13 protein-coding genes are annotated in these 18,764 nt (G+C 57.2%); 4 read left to right on the plus strand and 9 right to left on the minus strand.

The genetic code is table 11. The features are described from left to right. Nucleotides 1-102: 102 nt before the first annotated feature. The 7 genes from G485_RS28140 to G485_RS0124450 all read right to left on the minus strand — a co-directional run bounded on the left by G485_RS28140 (nucleotide 103) and on the right by G485_RS0124450 (nucleotide 10,443). Entirely contained in the window at nucleotides 103-1,296 is a 1,194-nt protein-coding gene (locus tag G485_RS28140) for an efflux RND transporter periplasmic adaptor subunit (RefSeq protein WP_051318561.1), read from the minus strand. Nucleotides 1,297-1,313: 17 nt separating this feature from the next. Further along, on the minus strand, nucleotides 1,314-4,415 hold the full coding sequence (locus G485_RS0124425; protein WP_027094705.1) for an efflux RND transporter permease subunit: 3,102 nt from the start codon (nucleotides 4,413-4,415) through the stop codon (nucleotides 1,314-1,316). 67 nt (nucleotides 4,416-4,482) lie between these two features. After that, a complete protein-coding gene (locus G485_RS0124430) occupies nucleotides 4,483-5,844 on the minus strand; it encodes a HAMP domain-containing sensor histidine kinase (RefSeq protein WP_027094706.1) in 1,362 nt (453 codons plus the stop codon). Continuing rightward, a complete protein-coding gene (locus G485_RS0124435) occupies nucleotides 5,841-6,521 on the minus strand; it encodes a response regulator transcription factor (protein ID WP_027094707.1) in 681 nt (226 codons plus the stop codon). Before G485_RS0124435 ends, G485_RS0124430 begins: the two co-directional genes overlap by 4 nt. A 378-nt stretch (nucleotides 6,522-6,899) precedes the next feature. Further along, nucleotides 6,900-8,495: an extracellular solute-binding protein gene (locus tag G485_RS0124440; protein WP_420805837.1), complete on the minus strand. Its 1,596-nt coding sequence runs from the start codon at nucleotides 8,493-8,495 to the stop codon at nucleotides 6,900-6,902. A 65-nt stretch (nucleotides 8,496-8,560) separates the two neighbouring features. Next, nucleotides 8,561-9,478 (minus strand): carbohydrate ABC transporter permease, encoded by a 918-nt coding sequence (locus G485_RS0124445; RefSeq protein ID WP_027094709.1) that lies wholly within the window; start codon nucleotides 9,476-9,478, stop codon nucleotides 8,561-8,563. A gap of 32 nt (nucleotides 9,479-9,510) precedes the next feature. Then, nucleotides 9,511-10,443, minus strand: a complete 933-nt coding sequence (locus G485_RS0124450; RefSeq protein WP_027094710.1) for an ABC transporter permease — start codon at nucleotides 10,441-10,443, stop codon at nucleotides 9,511-9,513. Nucleotides 10,444-10,749: 306 nt separating this feature from the next. On the opposite strand from G485_RS0124450, the gene G485_RS0124455 reads away from it, so the two are divergent. Together G485_RS0124455 and G485_RS0124460 are read left to right on the plus strand one after the other, a co-directional pair. Then, complete coding sequence (locus tag G485_RS0124455) at nucleotides 10,750-12,459, plus strand: sensor histidine kinase (protein ID WP_027094711.1); 1,710 nt, start codon at nucleotides 10,750-10,752, stop codon at nucleotides 12,457-12,459. Nucleotides 12,460-12,479: 20 nt separating this feature from the next. Further along, entirely contained in the window at nucleotides 12,480-14,078 is a 1,599-nt protein-coding gene (locus G485_RS0124460) for a helix-turn-helix domain-containing protein (protein ID WP_338027820.1), read from the plus strand. 274 nt (nucleotides 14,079-14,352) lie between these two features. Here G485_RS0124460 and G485_RS28145 read toward each other — a convergent pair whose 3' ends face one another. Beyond that, entirely contained in the window at nucleotides 14,353-14,685 is a 333-nt protein-coding gene (locus G485_RS28145; protein ID WP_035158051.1) for a DUF2691 family protein, read from the minus strand. Between the two features lie 119 nt (nucleotides 14,686-14,804). Between G485_RS28145 and G485_RS0124470 the strand changes: the two genes are divergently transcribed. Next, on the plus strand, nucleotides 14,805-15,749 hold the full coding sequence (locus G485_RS0124470; RefSeq protein ID WP_027094713.1) for a serine hydrolase domain-containing protein: 945 nt from the start codon (nucleotides 14,805-14,807) through the stop codon (nucleotides 15,747-15,749). A 119-nt stretch (nucleotides 15,750-15,868) separates the two neighbouring features. On the opposite strand, the gene G485_RS0124475 is transcribed toward G485_RS0124470, so the two are convergent. Next, on the minus strand, nucleotides 15,869-17,935 hold the full coding sequence (locus tag G485_RS0124475; RefSeq protein WP_027094714.1) for a serine hydrolase domain-containing protein: 2,067 nt from the start codon (nucleotides 17,933-17,935) through the stop codon (nucleotides 15,869-15,871). A gap of 540 nt (nucleotides 17,936-18,475) precedes the next feature. Here G485_RS0124475 and G485_RS0124480 point away from each other — a divergent pair. After that, nucleotides 18,476-18,764 (plus strand): transposase (locus G485_RS0124480; protein ID WP_027094715.1); only part of this gene is annotated, 289 nt, incomplete at its 3' end.

Below are 18,764 nucleotides of genomic sequence, written 5' to 3' on the forward strand. Positions count from 1 at the left end.
ACAACGAAAGAGGCTCAATCTTTGAGCCTCTTTCGCTTTGGCGCGTATGCGGTTAGTCCGGCTTACATCCGGTCGATTGCGACCTTCGGGGCCTGCCCCTCGCTAATTCGATACCGTCACGCTGTCGCCGTCCTTCAGCGTATGCTGCCCGGACACGATCAGCGATTCGCCGCCCTTGAGGCCGTCCAAAATTTCCTGGTACGTCCCGTTGATCCGGCCCAGCTTCACCTGCCGCCGCTCGGCTTTGCCGCCGTTCGCCACGAAGACATAGGTGTCGTTGCCGTCTCTGACGATGCTGAGCGTCGGCACGGCGATGACGTTCTCCTCCTCCGCCGTCGTCAATTGAATCTGAACCCGGGTGCCCGGCTTGAAGAAGCCGTCCGCATTGTCCGCCGCCAGCTCCAGCTCGTACAGGCGGGTCGCGCTGTCCGGCAGATCGGCCAGATAGGTTACCGTCGCCTGGCGAGTGGCGGAAGCATCGTCGGCATAATAAACGACCAGCTGCTTCTTGTTGCGGGCCAGCTCGGCGTACTCCTCGCTCAGCTTCGCTTTGATCGTGATTTTGCCGGTGTTCTGCACCGTCCCGACCTTGCTGCCCTGCGTAACGCTCGCTCCCTCCGTCAAATCGACTCCGGTCAGAACGCCGTCCGCCGGCGCCGTAATCGTGTAGCCGTCAAGCGAGCTTTTGGCCTGCTCCAGCGAGACCTTCGCCGATTCGTACTGGGCTTCGGCGGCCGCGACCGACTGGCCGGAATCCAGATCGGCCAGTTGCCGCTTGGACGCTTCCAGGTTCGCGCGAATCGTATCCTGGGCGTCGCTGTCGGCGCGCACCGCGTCTTTCAGCTGCTTCTCGTAGCTGTCGATCGTCGCTTGAAGCTGCTTCCGGCTCGACTCCACGCTCGTTCTGGCCGCAGCCAGCGACTTCTCCGCGCTATCGAGCGCCGCTTGCGCCGCGCTGACCGACAAGGCGGCCGTCTCCGAGTCGATCTCCGCGATCACGTCGCCTTTCTTGACCTTCGCGCCGTTCGTTTTCACCAGGCGGGCGATCGTTCCCGAAGCTTTCGCCATCACGTTCAGCTCCACCGAGGCGCTGACGTCCCCGATCTGCTCCCGCGGCGCTCCCATGCTGTGCTTCGCAACCTGCTCAACCTTGATCTGCCCCTGAACCGCGGCCGTCTCCGCCGGAGGAGCCGCCGTCGGCCGCGAGCAGCCCGCCAGCACGATCGCTCCGGCGAGCATCCAGGCGCCCGCCTGCATCCATTTCAGATATCGTTTGTTCGCAAGTAATGGTGCCATGCTTGTTTCTCTCCCCTCTAATTCTCCAGACTGGCTTCTTCATAGGCGGTACCCTTGCGGCGGAACAGCCGCGCGATCCGGTTCCTTGCGGATTCGAGCATTTCGTAAATGACCGGAACGACGACAAGGGTCAGCAGCGTAGAGGTGGTCAATCCGCCGATGACGACGACGGCAAGGCCCTTGGAGATGAGCGTGCCGTGCGAGAAGCCGAGCGCGAGCGGAATCATGGCGACAATCGTCGCCGCAGCCGTCATCACGATCGGCCGCAGACGGACTCTTCCCGCTTCCAGCAAGGCGTGGCGCGCCGCATAGCCTTCCTTGATCAGCTGCTGCGCCCGGTCCAGAAGCACGATGGCGTTCGTCACGACGATGCCGATGAGCATCATAAATCCGATGAGCGACGTGATGTTGATCGCTTCGCTCGCGATGAGCAGACCGAGCAGGCCGCCGATAACGGCGAGCGGCAGGGAGAACAGAATCGCGAACGGCGTGCCCGCGTTGCCGAAGCACAGCACCATGATGAGATAGACGATGGCGACGGCAACGCCCATGGCCACGAACAGCTGCGAGAAGCTCTCGCCGATATCCTCGCTGACGCCCCCGACGGAGGTCGACACCCCTTCCGGAAGCCGGATTCCGCTCAAGGCGGCGGAAACTTTGCTGCTCACGGCCGACTTATTCTCCGATTCGATAGAGGCGGTAATGGTGACGACCTGCTTCTGGTCTTCCCTTCTCAGCGAGACGGGAGCCTCCACCTTCTCGATCTTCGCCACTTCGTTCAAATAAACGATCGAGCCGGAAGGCGTGCGAAGCGGAAGCTTGCCCAGCTTCTCGAGCGAATCCTTATCCTGCGGCGACAGCCCGATCGTTGTCGTATACAGGACGTTGTCGAAGCGGATGTCCCCGAGGTTCGCCTCGTGAAGCCAGCTTTGCACCGCGCTCATGATCGAGCTCGAGCTCAAACCGAACTGTCTGGCTTTAGGCTGCGAGACCGTCACCTGAACCTGCGTTTTCGAATCGCCGAGCGTATCCTTGATATCCTTCAGTTCCGGGAACTCCTGCAGCTTCGCTTCGACGAGCGATGCCGCCTGTTCCAGCGCTTCCTGGTCGTCGCCGGCAAGCTGGTACGAGAAGTCGGTGGAGTTGAAGCCCCCGCCGCCTCCGGACAACGACCCTGGCGTCACTTCCGAACCTTGCGGAAGCTGGGCCAGGATGAGATTGGTATACCGCTCCTTGATCGCATCCGGATCGACCGAATCGTTCACTTCCGTGTCGATCTCCGCCATATAAGGGGTCTGGTCGTCGCCGCCCGCATACCCGACAAGCGATTGGATGAAGGTAAAGATCGGCTTGCCCGACTCGTCCTTCGCCTCCCGAAGCAGCGCCTCGATCTGTTTGGTCTGCTCGTCGGTGCTCTCCAGCCCCGTGTTGTAGGGCAGCTTCAGCGTGAAGCTCATCTGCCGGTCCGCGCCGCTGTCCGAGATGAAATTGACGGCCAGGTTCGGAATGGTGCCGACCACCGTCACGATGAACAGCACGCCCGACAGCAGCAGCGTCTTGATCTTGCGGGACAAGCACCAATTCAACACACGCTCGTAGAAGGACGTCACTTTGCCCTTCGCATGCTCGTCGTGCGATCCCGTCTTCAGGCTTCGCAGCACCAGCAATTTGGCCATGAGCGGAATGACGGTCAGCGCCACCAGCAGCGAAGCGAGCAACGCGCAGGCGACGGTGACGGCGAACGGGCGGAAAAATTCGCCGACGATGCCGGTCACGAAGGCGATCGGCAGGAAGACGCCGACGGTGACGAGCGTCGAAGAGGTAATCGCCATCGAGACTTGCCGCACGGCCATCAGAATGACCGATTGATTGCGTTTCTGGGCTTTCTGAAGGTTGGTGAAAATGTTCTCGATGACGACGATGCTGTCGTCGACGATCCGGCCGACCGCGATGAACATGCCTCCGAGCGACATCACGTTCAAGGTCAGGCCGAAATAGTTCATCAGAATAAGCGTGATCAGAATCGAGAGCGGGATGGAGACGAGCACGATCGCCGTCATCCGCACGTTCCGCAGGAAGAGCAGGATGATGAGCGCGGCGAGCACGATGCCGACCATGCCCTCGCGAAGCAGGCCGCTGATCGACTCCCGGACATCGTCGGCGCTGTCGTACACCGTTTTGAACGTCAAATTGGGATAGGCCTTCTCCCATTGCGCCAGCTTGGCCTTCGTCTCGTTCGAGAAGTCGACGGCATTGGCGTCGCTCGTCTTGTACAGATTGATGCCGATGGCCGGCTTGCCGTCGACGCGCGCGATAAACTCGGAATCGGTCACGGCCTTGATATCGGCCACGTCCTTCAGCAGCAGCGTCTGCCCCGAGGCGGTCGTCAGCTCCAGACGGTTCAAGTTGTACAGACTATTGAGCTCGCCCGTAACCCGCACCATCTGCGCATTGCCGTCCAGCTTGATGGAGCCTACGGAGCCGCTTGCCAGGGCGGCCTGGATCGCGCCCGTCACCTCGGACGGAGCGAACCCGTATGCGCTCAGAACGTCGGCTTTGAGCTCGATGTCGAGCGAGGTTTGCCGCGCGCCGATCTTATCGATATGATCGATGCCGTCGATCGACTCGAAGCCGGGTTCCAGCTCGTCCTTGAACACATGGTCCAGATCGGACTGCGTCATTCCGTCTTCCGCGTAGACCGCGAGATAATAGGCCGGAATCGACGCGAAGCCGAACGTCGACACGATCGGCCTGGAAGCCGTGGTCGGCAGCTGAACGGTCTGAACGAGGCTCTCGATGTCCTGCTTCTTCTTGTCGATGTCCGTCCCTTGCTTGAATTGGGCGATAACCGTCGATCCGTTGTCGCTCGAAGTCGAAGTGAGGGAGTCGAGTGCCTGCATATTGGCGATCTTGTCCTCAATCGGCTTGGAGACTTCCGTCATCACGTCTTGCGGAGAGGCGGAATAAGTCGTGGAGATGACGACGACCGGAAACGAGACGTCCGGCATGTTCTCCAGCTTGAGCGAATTCGCCGAATAAAGGCCTCCTCCGAATAGGATGACGATCATGATCAGCATGGCGGCCGTTTTATTCATGGAAAAGCCGATGAGTCCTTTCAATCCGATGCCCTCCTGAAACGCTATTTCGGTTGTTCTATCGCTACCAGCATAAACCAGAAATATGAACCTAGTATTTCATGACGGGAAAAGAGAGGCGGACGACGGTTCCCCCCTCCGGCCCGCCGTCGATGCGGATTCGTCCCTTGTGGAACGTAACGATCTTGTGCGCGATGGCCAGACCCAGCCCGCTCCCGGACAGCTTCTTGTTGCGGGCGGCATCCACCTTGTAGAACCGCTCGAACACCCGCTTGCGCGCTTCTTCGGGAATGCCGATTCCGTTGTCGGCGATCGTGACGTCGATCGAATGAACGTCCTTCCGGATGGAGACGGAGATCCAGCCGCCTTCGGGCGTGAATTTGATGCTGTTCCCGATGAGGTTCGTCCACACGAGGCTGAGCAGATCCTCGTCCGCCACAATTTTCACCCTCGGCAGGTTCAGGTCGATCTCCAGGTTCTTGGCGCTCCACTGGGGCTCGCAGGCCAGCACGACGCCCCGGATTTGCTCGTCCAAATCGTAGACGGTCGGGTTGAACGGATGGTGCTCCGAATCGAGCGAAGCGAGCTTGAGCAAGTTGTCGCTCAGCCGGGACAGCCGCTCGCTCTCCTCGTGAATGATCGTGAGATAACGCTTGCGCTCCTTCTCCGGCAGCTCCTTCTTGAGCAGCACCTTGGAGAAGCCGGAGATCGAAGTGAGCGGGGACTGGATCTCGTGGGACACGTTGGAGACGAAATTTTGCCGCATCTCCTCGAGCTGCTTGAGCTCTCCGGCCATCCTGGCGAAGCTGGCCGCAAGCGCGCCGACTTCGTCTTTTCTCCGCTTCCAATTGAACTCGATATCGAATTCGCCCCTCGACATGCGGTCGGCCGCCTGCTTCATCGCTTTCAAAGGCTTGACGAGATAATGCGCCCAGACGAAAATGCACAGACTTCCGGCGGCGAGGACGATGACGAGCGCGGTGAACACAATGGAGCTAAGGAGAGAATTGCCGCCCCGCCTATTGTCCGACTGTTGAACGAAGAACGCTGCCCGCTGACCGTCCGACACGAAGGAGATTCCGACGACCGGAGGATCGGAATCGGCCTCATAATGCTGTCCGCTCAGCACCGATTGCACCAGCTTCGGATCGATCGGCTTGCCGCCGGGATGCGTTCGCGAATCCGAAGCCGCCAGCTTGCCCGTGCTGTCGTAAATCTCGAACCGGTAGCCGCTTATGCGGCTGACAAAATCCAGATAGCTGTTCATCTGGTCCGGATGGAGCTCGGACAGCATTTCGACCGCGATGTCGGCCTGTTCCCGCATCTGTTCCTTCGCCATATTCTGAAGCCGATCCTTGTAGATCGCGACGGTGAGGAAAAAAGCGCTGACCAGGCCGACGATCACCGCGATCATGAACGTGAAGACGACGCGAAAATAGAGCGTGCGGATCATCCGCCGATCTCCAGCTTGTAACCGAGGCCGCGCTTCGTCACGATCGAGACGGGGCAATCGTCCAGCTCGGCCAGACGTTCCCGCAGCCTCTTGATATGTACGTCGACCGTCCGCTCGTCGCCTTCGTATTCCAGCCCCCAAATTTGCTCGATCAGCTGGTAGCGGGTGAAGATTTTCCCCGGAGAGCCCGCCAGCTTGAACAGCAAGTCGAACTCCTTGAGCGGCAGCGGTTCCCGCTTATCCTTCCAGACCAGCTCGTAGCGATTTTTGTCCAGCAGCAGGTCGCCCGCTTCGATAATCATCGAGGCTTGAATGCGGTAGCGGCGCAGCAGCGTCCGGACTCTGGCGACCAGTTCGAGCGGATCGAAGGGCTTGACCACGTAATCGTCCGCTCCGAGCTGGAGTCCCTTGATTTTGTGCGGCGTTTCGTTCTTCGCGGAGACCATCAGAATCGGCATGTCCGGATGCTCTTCCTTCATAAGCCGGCAGAGAGCCCAACCGTCCATCTCCGGCATCATAATGTCGATGACCGCCAGATCGATCTTCCGTTTGCGGGTTTGTTGGACCGCCGCCCTGCCGTTCCCCGCTTCGAACACTTGAAAGCCCTCGTCCTTCAAATAAAATGCAATCAGTTCCCGGATGTCCGGATCGTCGTCGACAACGAGCAAATTCGCCACAGCAGCTCCCCCTTTTACCTATCCAAATGTTTCTATACGCAAGCCGTTCTCATTAGGATACATTGCAATTGTGTCGTCAATATGAAATCACATCCATTTCGGCGCCACAACGGACCAGAGGCTAAGACGGCCGGAAAAAAGAAAAAATCGGCGCAGAACGCCGATTCAAGCGCCCGTCCGGTTATCGTCCGGGCTTCTGAGCGAGATTGATGAGCATTACGACCAGCACCAGCAGCTGAACGAGCAAGTCAGCGCTCACGGCAACTCCCCTCCATGCGCATCCGATTGCTCCTTCGCTTCCGGCTCTCCTCTCCCGCGGTAAAGATGAGTCTCCCATTGCATATCTATGATTAAAATTCCCGAATGATGACAAGGCCGTCATTTCACTTTCATGTATCGTTCGTAGGCGTCGGTGCGGATCTTGACCAGCTTGTCGAGCTGCATCTCCTTCAGCTTCTTCACGTAACCGTCCCATTCCTCGTCGATTCCGCCCTTGGTGATCCATTGCGCCCGCGTCGAACCGACGTAGCTGTCGATGTCCGTCGTCAGCGTGGGCAGCTCCTGAAATTCTTCGGCCGTATACATGACGTTCGGGAACGGCTCCGTCACATAGTCAGCGCCCAGCTTGTCGATGACCAGCTTCAAGCCGTCTCCCGTGGTGGGGTCGAGCTTAATGTTCTGCTCGAAGCTCGGGCTGACGTATTTGGGACCGAAATCCCGCACGGATTGATCCCAATACCAGGCGTCCGCGCTTGTGCCTTCCGGCGGATCCATCAGCGTATACGTGCCGTCGTCGTTCTTCTGGATGACGGTGCCGATGGCGCCCCAGAAGTTCTGAATGCTGGCTTCGTTCGTATAGAATAGATCCGCCCAGCGCGCGGCGACTTCCGGGTATTTGCACGCGGTCGTAATGAGCAGCTCGTTGCGCCTGTAGCTAAGCCCTTCCGGATCGCCGCCCTGGTAGCGTTTGCCGTCGGGTCCGGCAATCGTGGCGATCGTCTCGTACTCGTCCTTCCATTTGCCGAATACGGCGTCCGGCGTCCACTGATTGGTGAAGCCGACAATCGCGGCGTCCGGATTCTGATATTTCGCCGTCAGCATCGTATTGTCCTGCGTAAAGAGCTCTTGGTCGATCAGCCCTTCCGAATACAGCTGATGCGCCCATTTGATCGCCGCTTTGTATTCCTCCGTAATCGGATAATAGACCGGCTTGCCGTCCTTGATCATCATGCTGGTGCTGTTCTCGTCGGTTATGCCGAAGGGGCTTAGGAAGTCCATGCTAATATCGCCGGAACCGCTGTACGGAATTTCATCCGGCTTGCCGTTCCCGTTCGGATCCCGCTCTTTGAACGCCTTGAACACCTTGTACAGATCGTCGGTCGTCTTGGGCGCCTCCAATCCGAGTTTGTCCAGCCATTTCTTATTGATGACCGGCTGGTTTCTCGATTTGGGCCGCGACGGCAGCCGCGCGGGCAGCGAATAGATTTTCCCGTCCGGGAACGTGCTGATCTTCTTGAGCACCGGCGATTCTTCCATCGCCTTCTTGAGGTTGGGCATATATTTGTCAATGTAGTCGTCCAACGGACGGAACGAGCTTAAGTTGTTGACGATGTCGGAATCCGAGAAGGCGATGTCGCCGAACACGAGGTCCGGAAGCGTGCCGCTGGCCAGCATGATCGACTTCTGCTCGCCCCAGTCGTTGGAAGACATCACCTGCCAATTGATTTTGACGTTCGTCTCCTTCTCCAAATCCTGCAGCCACTTGTTCTGCTTGAACGTATCGCCCATATTGCCCCAGCGGACGGTCAGAACGTTCAGCGTAATCGGCGACTTGACAAGCGGCAGTCCCTCTTGATTAAAGTTGTCTTCCGAGCCGCCGCCGGCATTGCGATCGTCCGGCTTGCCGCCGCTGCAGCCCGCAAGCAGCGTAAGCAGCAGGGCCAGCAGCGCCGTGAAGGCGACCGGCCTGTACATCTTCGTTTTCGAATGTTGTCCCATTGACGATATCCCCCTGCCTGTTTTTTTGACACCGCCTTGCCCTATTCCTTCACCGCGCCGATCATCACCCCCTGGTTGAAGTACTTCTGAACGAACGGATAGAGACACATGATCGGAACGGTCGAGACGATGATGACGGAATAACGCATCATATTGGCGAGCCGCAAGGCGATCTGCGCCGCTTCGCCGCTTCCCATGCCGGACTGCATCTGGTTGGTGATCAGAATGTTTCGCAGAATCAGCTGCAGCGGGTACAAGTCGGGATTTTTCAAGTAAATTAACGCATTGAAGTAAGAGTTCCAATAGCCGACGGCGATCCATAAACCGAGCACCGATAGGACCGCTTTCGACAGCGGCAGCACCACCCGGGCGAAATAGCGAAGATTGCCGCAGCCGTCGATTTGCGCCGCTTCCCACAGGTCGCCGGGAATGCTGGTCTGGAAAAAGGTGCGGGCTACAATGATGTCGTAGACGATGACGGAGAACGGCAGCACCATGACGAGAAACGTATTGTACATATGGAAGTCCCGTATCGTCAGAAACGTAGGAATGAGACCCCCATTAAAAAACATCGTGAAAATAAACAGCAAAGACAGCGCTTTGCGGCCAAACAGGTCTTTGCGCGACAGCGCATACGCCGCCGGGACGTTGACGGCCAGCCCGATCGCCGTACCGACGGCCGTATACAGAATGGTGTTCCGGTACCCGACCCAAATGTTCGGATGCCTGAGCAGCTCCCGATAGCCGTCCAACGTAAAGCCTTGCGGATAAAACCACACCTGGCCGTTCGCCACCCCGGACGGATCGCTGAACGAAGCGATGACGATAAAATAAAGCGGATAGATGAGCACGATCAGAATGACCGCGGCAATCGCGTACAGCACGACTTCCATCGCTTTGTCGGAAGACCGGACGTTCACTTGGCGCGCGGGCGCCGGCGTAGCTTCCATGACCTCCATCCCCTTTTACCTCCCCGCCCCTTCCCCTGATGTCACCATAAGCTGCTGCCGCTCACTTTCCTCGCAATCCGGTTCACCAGGATCAGCAGGAAGAAATTGATCACGGTGTTGAACAGGTTGATCGCCGCGGAGAAGCTGTACTGGTTGCTGAGCAGCCCGATCTTGTACACGTAGGTGGAAATGATCTCGCTGGAGGAAATATTCAAGTTGTTCTGCATCAAGTACACCTTCTCGAACCCGACGCCCAGCAGCCCGCCGACGCGGAGAATGAGCAGCGTCACCGCCGTCGGCATCAACATCGGAATGTCGATATAGCGAATTCGTTGCCACCGGCTCGCGCCGTCCACCGTAGCGGCTTCGTACAAGCTCGGATCGACCGTCGACAGCGCCGCGATGTAGATGATGCTGTCCCAGCCGGCGTGCTGCCAGACGTCCGACCAGACGTACACGCTGCTGAACAGGCCCGCCGAGCCCATCACGTTGGGCGCTTCGGCGCCGAACAGCCGGTACAGATTGCCGACCAGGCCGTTGCCGGGCGAGAACAGGATGAGCAGCAGCCCGACCATGACGACGGTCGAAATAAAATGCGGCATGTAGGTGACGGTTTGAAAAAACCGTTTGAACCGGTTGGTCCGCATCTGGTTGATCATGAGCGCGAGCACGATCGGAATCGGAAAAGTGACCAGGCTGTAAACGCTAATGATCAACGTGTTCTTGATCGTTCTCGAAAATTGATACGAGTGGAAGAACTTGTCGAAATACTTGAACCCCGCCCACGGACTGCCGGTAATTCCGAGCGCCGGACTAAAATCCTTGAAGGCGATCACGACGCCGTACATCGGCTTGTAGGCGAAGCACAGCAGCAGCGCCGCAGCCGGAAGCAGAAGCGCGTAAAGCCCCCGGTTTCTATGAATTTGCCGGAACGCGCGCCGCATCGGATGAACGGTCGACGGGTTGATGTTCATGCCATTCTCCTTTCCCCGATCAGTCGGACGCTGTCATAATTAGCGCTTTCATAACCGGTGTCCTCATTGTAATTCCTGCCGCCGGCGTTTACCGGACTTCCTGACCGCCGAATTCGGACTTTCGAAGCAGACCTCGCCTTCGGAACGGCGCGGCGGGCCGCCGGCAAGCGACGCAAACCGGACTTTTCGTGGCGCAATCCGGACTTTGCGTTTAAAAACGAAGTCCCGGCTGTGCTTTTTCGATGTATTGGTTCTATAATAATCTTAAATAACGCTTTCATTGGAGGGGACGGAGGATAGAGCGGCATGCGCAAATCTTATTCGATCCGCCATTACGTCAAAATTGCGCTGTTTATCACCTTCCTGGCGGTTGTGCTGGATTTGGCCATTACCATCGCTTCCATCTCCATCGTCAAGCAGCAGTCCGCGCGTTCCTTGCAGGATACCGCGAACTTGTATCTGAACCGGATCAATCACGACTTCGCCTACATGAGCCATTACATGGGATGGACGCTGGCGAACGACGACAGCATGAAGAAGATGACCGCCGCCCAGCCGAACTCCGCCGTATTTATAAAGGCCAATTCAGGGCTGTTTCAACGGTTTACCGAACTTCAGAAAAACTACGGTCAAGAGTACAACTTCTTCGTTTATTTGAAAAAACAGGACTTCTTCCTGAATTGCGCGCCGCTGAGCATCTCCTATCCCGAATACCGGGAGCTGAAGGAGCAAGTCGAATCGTTCGCGGACCGCAACGTATACGACTTCTTCTATTCCAACTGGACGCCGATTCGGTTGAGAAGCCGGTATTACGTCATGAACATCGTGCCGTATCACGACCGGTACTTGATCAGCCTCATCTCCGCGGACAATTTGATTCGCCCGCTGCGTCAGATCGATCTGGGCCGCAACGGCTACGTCTCTCTCGTCGACCGGAGCGGCGGAAGCTTGTCCAGTCCGGTGGGACGCGGCGACGCCGCGTCCGGCGCGGGCGGGGAGCGGTCGGCGCTCCTGAATCTTTTCCAGTCCAGGACGGTCGTCAGCGGGCAATTCTCCCAAGCGACGTTCCGCGTCAACCTGGTGTTCCAGTTCGGCGCGTTCGAGAAATTCGTCATCGCCCAGTCGCTCATTATGCTGCTGTTCCTGCTGATCGCCGGCACGCTGAGCGTCGTTCTGTTCTATTTCAACAAGAAGGTGCTGAAGCCGATTCAAATTTTCTCGCGGAACCTCGCGCTGCTGAAGGAGAACGGCGAATCGCTCAACTTCCAGAGCAGCAGAATGATCGAGCTCGAACACGCGAACGAGCAGTTCCACCAGCTGATCGGGCAGATCAAAAAAATTAAAATCGATCTGTACGAGCGGGAGCTGGATAAACAAAAAATGCAGCTGGATTATATGAAGCTGCAGATCAAGCCTCACTTCTTCCTGAATTGTCTGACCAGCATTTACAGCATGGCGCAGATGAGGATGCACGAGGAGATCGAACGGATGGCGTTATCCACTTCCCGGTACTTCCGGTATATTTTCCAGAGCGGCAACGACTTCGTTCGGCTCGAAGACGAATTCGAACACGCGCGGGTCTACCTGGACATTCAGAAGCACCGATACCGGGACGCCCTGACTTACCGCATCGAGAAGGAACAAGGGACCGAAGAAGTGCGCATTCCGCCGCTCGTCATTCAGACGTTCATCGAGAACGCCGTCAAATACGCCGTATCCCGGCAGGACGAAGTCCGGATTCAACTGGCGGCCAGCCGCACGGGGCAGGAAGGCGAAGAAGCGGTCGTCATCCGCATCGCCGATACGGGCCCCGGCTTCGCCCCGGACATTCTGGAGAAGCTGCGGAGCGGACAGCCGCTGGATCAGACAAACGGCACGCGGATCGGCATTATGAATACGGTGCAGCGGCTGGCTTATTTGTACCGCAACGAAGCGAACGTCAGCTTCGACAACCGGGACGGCGGCGGCGCTTGCGTCACGCTTCGCCTTCCCGTCGCTCCGCCGGAAGCCGTATAATGGAGGGGTTATCTTTGAATGTGCTGGTCGTCGATGACGATTATTTCGTCGTGAAGGCGCTGGAACAGAAGATCGATTGGAAGTCCCTGGCGATCGAGGAGGTCTATTCGGCGTACAATGTGTCCCAGGCGCGGGAGATTCTGCGGCGGTACTCCGTTCACGTCCTGATCTGCGATATCGAGATGCCGCAGGGCAGCGGCCTGGAGCTGCTCGCCTGGATTCGGGAGGAGCACTACGCCGTTCAAGCGATTTTCCTGACGAACTACGCGGACTTCAACTATGCCCAGAAAGCGATCGAACTGCAAAGCTTCGATTATTTCCTCAAGCCGATCGAGTTCGACAAGCTGACGCTCATTATTCAAAAGGCGGCGGCCAAGGCGAACGAGCAGCGGTTGAAGGAAGAAGCCGTCCGGAGCGGGTATTTGTGGGAGAAAAATCGGAACAAGCTCGCGGAGCATTTCTGGCGCAAGCTGATCGCGGAGCGGGCGGTTCCGCCCGGCCCCGCCGCCATCGCCGGATGGATTGCCGACGACCACTTGAGCTACGAGATGACGGATGGCTTCCGCCCCTTGCTGATCAACATGTATCCCGGCGACCGGAGCCTGGCCGGCAAAGACAAGGATCTGTTCGATTATTCGTTCCTGAACGTGCTGACCGAGCTTCTGCGGGATTGTTCGATCACCGTCGAGACCGTGCTGGAGTACAAAGATTTCAACTGGGTCGCCATTCTCAGGTGGAGCGAAGGCGCCGAATCGTCTTCGATCGAGTCCGCCTGCGCGTCCTTTATTGACCGGGCGAATCAGTATTTGAAGTGCGACGTATGCTGCAGCGTCGCCGTCCCTTGCCGGTTGGACGCAATCCATCAAGTGTTCCGGCAATCCGTCGACATGAACGATGAGCTGATCAAGCGCCGCAACCGCATCTATTTCCTCGACGGCCTCCGTCAGCCGGAAGCCGTATACGTGCCGCCGGACCTCGCCCGGCTGGAGGAATGGCTGGTCCGGAACGAGCCGGCTGCGTTCCTTCGCGCCACGTCCGATTATTTGCACGGACTGGCGCGAACGGGGGGCTTGAACGCCTCGGTGCTGCGGCTATTTCGCCTGGACATCGTCCAGTTGGTGTACGCCTTCCTGAAGGAGCGGGAGATTCAGGCGCACCGGCTGTACCAGGGCAGGCTGAACGACCAACTGTTCATGCGGTCTTTGAATTCGCTTGAAGATATGGAGCAGTATCTGGACTACCTCGTGCGCACTGCGGCGGAACACCGGAGCTTCACGGACCGGCCCGGCTCCGTCGTCGAGCGGATCAAGCGCTACGTGCGCGACCATTGCGGGGACGACCTGACCCGGACGGGGCTGGCCGAGGTCGTCTATCTCAACCCCGACTATTTGGCGCGGCTGTTTAAGAAGGAGACCGGCGTCTCGCTCGGAACCTATATCATCCAAACCCGCATCAAGACGGCCAAGCATCTGCTGGAATCGACCAACTTGGCCGTCACGACGATTGCGAGGAAGGTGGGGTACTCGAACGATTCTCATTTCTCGAAATTTTTCAAGCAAAACGTCGGCGCGACGCCCCATGAGTTCCGGAAAGCCCGCCAGCAGCCCCGGGCGACTTGACGGCAGGCCTGCTGCGCTCCGGACGATCGTATGCGGTGCGAACAGACTTTGAAGGCTTCCTTCTTGGCAATCAGTGGTATATGATGATTTTATCAAAAGTCCAATAAAATAGGTGAGATTAAACTCATGACACACTTTGCATTCATTGCACTCCTTATCATCCTCGCGTGCCTGTTAGGACTGTTCGGTTCCCGTTTTTTCAAACGGTTCATGAGTAAGCAAGCTCCTTCATCTACGTTATCAATCGAGAGCGTTGATTTAAGAACGATCGGCATCAAATCAACAACAGGATTTCGCAATGGCTACGCCAAAAGTCCTCGTAAGTCTCGATATCGGAAATGGGCTCGCCCCGCGGGAACCCCTTCAGGTCGGCGAAAATCGTATAGTACGGCTCTTGTGCGATTCGGGCGTTCAATGCCTGTCCGATTAATCTCGTTTCATGCTCGTTAAAAAGTTCCTCGTCAACGATCCCGACGGAATTCAATCTCAAGATTTGACCGGCCCCGACAGACCAGTCGTATATTTCACAGTCCACCGGCCCCAAAATATCCAGAATGTACCGCCCATATTCATTGGGGATCAGAAAAGAAACGCCGCGCTTCGCCATACCGGACCGTTCTCCTTTTGCAGTTCATCCCGGGCCTAAGCAATCGGACTCCGTTCATGATATGATACACGGTAAAACCGAGCGTTGTACATCTATGACAACAACAAAGGAAGGTTAGCATGGAATACGCCTCATTAGCCGCCGCCATCGCGCCGTTAAATTTGCGGAGCTGCCTGATTAGCCGGCAAGGGCAGCTCGTTTTTGAACATTATCGAGATTCGCAGACGGCGGCGGAGCTTGCCAAAATCAACTCCTGCACGAAGAGCGTCTTGTCCGCGCTGCTCTGCATCGCCATGGACCGGGGATTGCTGCCGCAGCCGGAGACTCGCGCATCGGTCTTCTTCCCGCAGCTTGCCGCAAGCCCCGACTCCCGCAAGCGGGACATCACGCTGCTGCATCTGCTCACGATGACAGCCGGCTTCGAATGGACCGAGTTCGGAGGACGTAACTCCTTCCCCCGGATGACCCGGTCGCCTCATTGGATCGACTTTGTGCTGGAGCAGCCGATGGCGGATGCCCCGGGAACGCGAATGGAGTACAATTCGGGCGTTTCGCAGATGCTGTCCGCCATTCTGGCACAGGCAACGGGGATGACTACGGCGCGCTTCGCCGAACGGTATTTGTTCGGCCCGCTCGGCATCGAGAATTATCGGTGGGAGGTGGACCCTCAAGGCGTTCATACGGGCGGATTCGGGCTCTGGCTGCGTCCATGGGATCTGCTAAAGTTCGGCGAGCTCTACTTACAATCGGGAAAATGGGAAAACGATCAGCTCATCTCCTCCGAGCTGATCGCGCGCTCCGTCCGGCCCGCCGTCTCATCGGAACCGCCTCGCCGGGGGCTCTACGGTTGGCATTGGTGGGTCGACTCCTTTTCCGCCGCTGAAGGGACGTCCGCGCCCATTCTGGAGTACTTCTTCGCCCGGGGATTCGGAGGCCAATTCGTATATGTCGTTCCCCGTCTGGATACCGTAGTCGTCTTGACCGACGACAAGCACGGCAACAATCGCCAAAAGGCGGACGTGTTCCGCCGGTGGATTGCGCCTCTGCTTGCGCAACAACTGTAACCTTCTCCTGCAGCCGCCGGAAGAATGGAGTATGAGTGGAAGTTCGGATGAACCTGGAACGAAAAGAAAAGAGGCTGGAGTTGAACCGGTTGCCCGGTCCGTTCCAGCCCTCTTGCGCGCTATTGCAAAGAGATCTCGAACTTCGAGCCGGCATCTCCCGCGAAAACAAGGGAGCCTTTCGCCGGCAACACGACCTTATGGTCGCCGCTGATTACGCTGAAGTTCACACATGTTCCGTTCTCGTCGTAGACGGCAAACGAGCCGTTCGCGGGCGTTTGGATCTTAATGGTCTTGCCCGCATCCTTGTCGCTCACCGTATACCACTTGGCATAACCGCTAGACGGAATCGTAGCCGCCGACTTCTTGGCGACGTAAATCGGCTTCACCGCGTCTTCGTTCACATAAACGCTTCCCGAGGCATCCAGGTACTCGACGCCATCCAGCTTATAGAAAGTAAATGCTACGAGGTCTCGGCCCGACAACGCGGAAATTTGCAAATCGGGAACCGCCGTGTTCGGACCCGTGATCTGTTTATCCGCCACATACCCCGGCAATTGCTTCGACAAATGGACTTGGAGCGTCGGCTCCAGCAAATACGCCAGCGATGTGTACTTCTCGTTGAGCAGATAGTACTTCTTGCCGTCGCGCTGCTTCCAAGCCGCAGCCGTCTCCTCCGGGAGATCGCGGGGCTCGAGTTTCTCGGCGGAGTAGAGCGACAAAGCCGTCTGGCCCAGCCCCGGCAGCGAGGCGTACTGTCGGGTCCACAAGTAGGTGCGGCCGTTCTCCTCCGTAACGAAGCTGATCTTCGTATTCCCGTCCGCACTCCGGAACGAACCGTCCGCCGAATACTCGTATTTCTCAGCCGGATAATCCGGCATTTGCTCCAAAGACAACGTCATTTCGCCGGTTTTGCTAATCTCGGCCTTTATCGTCTGATTCGTCGCTCCGTAGATTCCCGCGTACTGCAGCACCGACTCCGGCATCTCCGCCTTCACCGGCTTGCCGTACGATTTCTCGGGCTTGAATTCGGCGATCGTCCCTTTCTCCTTCAGCGCATGAAGCAGCATCTCGTTCGCCAGGAGTTGGTCGGTTGTGCTGGACCCTCCGGAGGAGAGAACGGCAGCCGCCATATCTTGCTCGGGAAGCACGACCAGCGAAGCATGATATAGCACCGTGTCCCCGCCCTTGGTCAACGCCTTGATGCCGTATTCGCCGAACGGATACAGATCGACGCTGTCCCAGCCGAGACCGTAGTTGATCGAAGTGTCCGCTTCGTCAGGCCACAAAGGCGTCTTGTATTCGTCCTGCTCCATGGCCGTTACCGATTCGTCGGACAGGATCCCTTCGGCCTGCCCCGTGAAAATTTGCGAGAATCGAACCAGATCTTCCGCCGTGGAATAGATGCCGCCCGTCCCGATGACGTTGACCGTCTCGTTCGGCAGCTGCCCTTCGTATGTAGGGTAGTAGAGTCCCGCCATCTTCGTCGCGTCGGGCGAATCCAGCGGCGTCTTCGTATTGGACATGCCGAGCGGTTCCGTAATATACCGATGAATATAAGAGGTAAAATCCATGCCGCTGACTCTCTCTACCAAAATTTCGGCGAGCGTAAATCCGTCGTTGCAATAAACCGAATAAGCGCCCGGATCGGCCTTCAGCTTCTGGTTGGCCAGTTGCTTCAGCAGCGTGTCGTGGGCATAGGTATCGTTATCGTCGAACAAAAAGGCGTTGGAGAGCGTCGATCCGTTCAGGCCGGAGGAGTGATTGAGCAGCATGCGCGGCGTAATCTGCTTGTATCGCTCGTCCTTCATCGTGAACTCGGGGATATACTGGACGACCGGCGTATCCAGATCGACCTTCCCCTCGTCGACAAGCCGCATGACGGCCGCCGTCGTAAACATCTTGCTCGTCGACCCGATGCCGTACATCGTGTCCGCTGTGAGCGGCTTTTGCCCTTTCTTGTCATTAACGCCGGACTGGCCGGATACGACAATGTCGCCATGATCGATAAGGGCGTACTGAACGCTGGCCGTACCGTAAGATTTCGTGAGCAGATCGGCTTTCTCCGCCGAAGCCTTCCGCGTCTCTTCGTAGGCCGAACCGCCGCCTTGGGCGGAAGCCATCGCTGCCGTCGGCGCAAGCATCGTCACGGCAAGCGCCGCCGCCGGTATCCACAATCTTTTTCTCATTGGAACCTCCTTGAGCAGTTATCTCTATTAGATACGAGTAGCCGCACAAGTAGATTCCAATTTCATAAACTTTTTAAATAAAGTTTAGGTTGCACAAGGGGATGAACGGGCTTATGGTTCTTGCGTTCGTATAACGGTCCTTCTTCCCGATCTCAACACCCCGTTTGCCCTTAAATAGGCATGAATGGCTTCATAGGGATCTTGATCGCATCTGGTTACTGGGGCATACATATTCTTGATTGTTCACAGCATTTTTTATTTCGTGCCGCCGATTCAGAAAAATTTGCTTCGCTTCTTCAATCCGTCGAGGGCCGTGTCCTTCAAATACGGAGGTGACCGGAATTCCGGTAACAAACAAGAAAGGCCGGAGAACGATCGGGACTTTGCCCGACAATTTTCCAGCCTTTGGTCAGTTTCGGGGGATGGATAGGAATTTTTATTTGCGCAAAAAAATCCTGAAGAAAAATAAAAATTCCCGTCCTCTATAATGCTCCCATAGGCTGAGACACAGGAGCGTGAAAAATAAGTTATACTGAGATCATGGAAAAACGAAACCGATACACTGCAGAATTCAAGACAAAGGTCGTGCTGGAGGTGCTCCGAGAAGAGCAGACCGTCAACGAGATTGCATCGAAATACGAACTGAGCCCGGTGATGATCAGCCGGTGGAAAGCGGAGTTTCTGGATCGCGCATCGACCGTCTTCGAGAAGAAAGTGAGCGAAGTCGATAAAGTCAGAAAGGAGTATGAAGCCAAGCAAGAGCGTCTAGAGAAGCTGGTCGGTCAACTTACGGTTGAGGTCGACTGGCTCAAAAAAAAATCTGGCCTTA

It is taken from the genome of Cohnella thermotolerans DSM 17683 (assembly GCF_000429825.1).
Lineage (GTDB): Bacteria > Bacillota > Bacilli > Paenibacillales > Paenibacillaceae > Cohnella > Cohnella thermotolerans.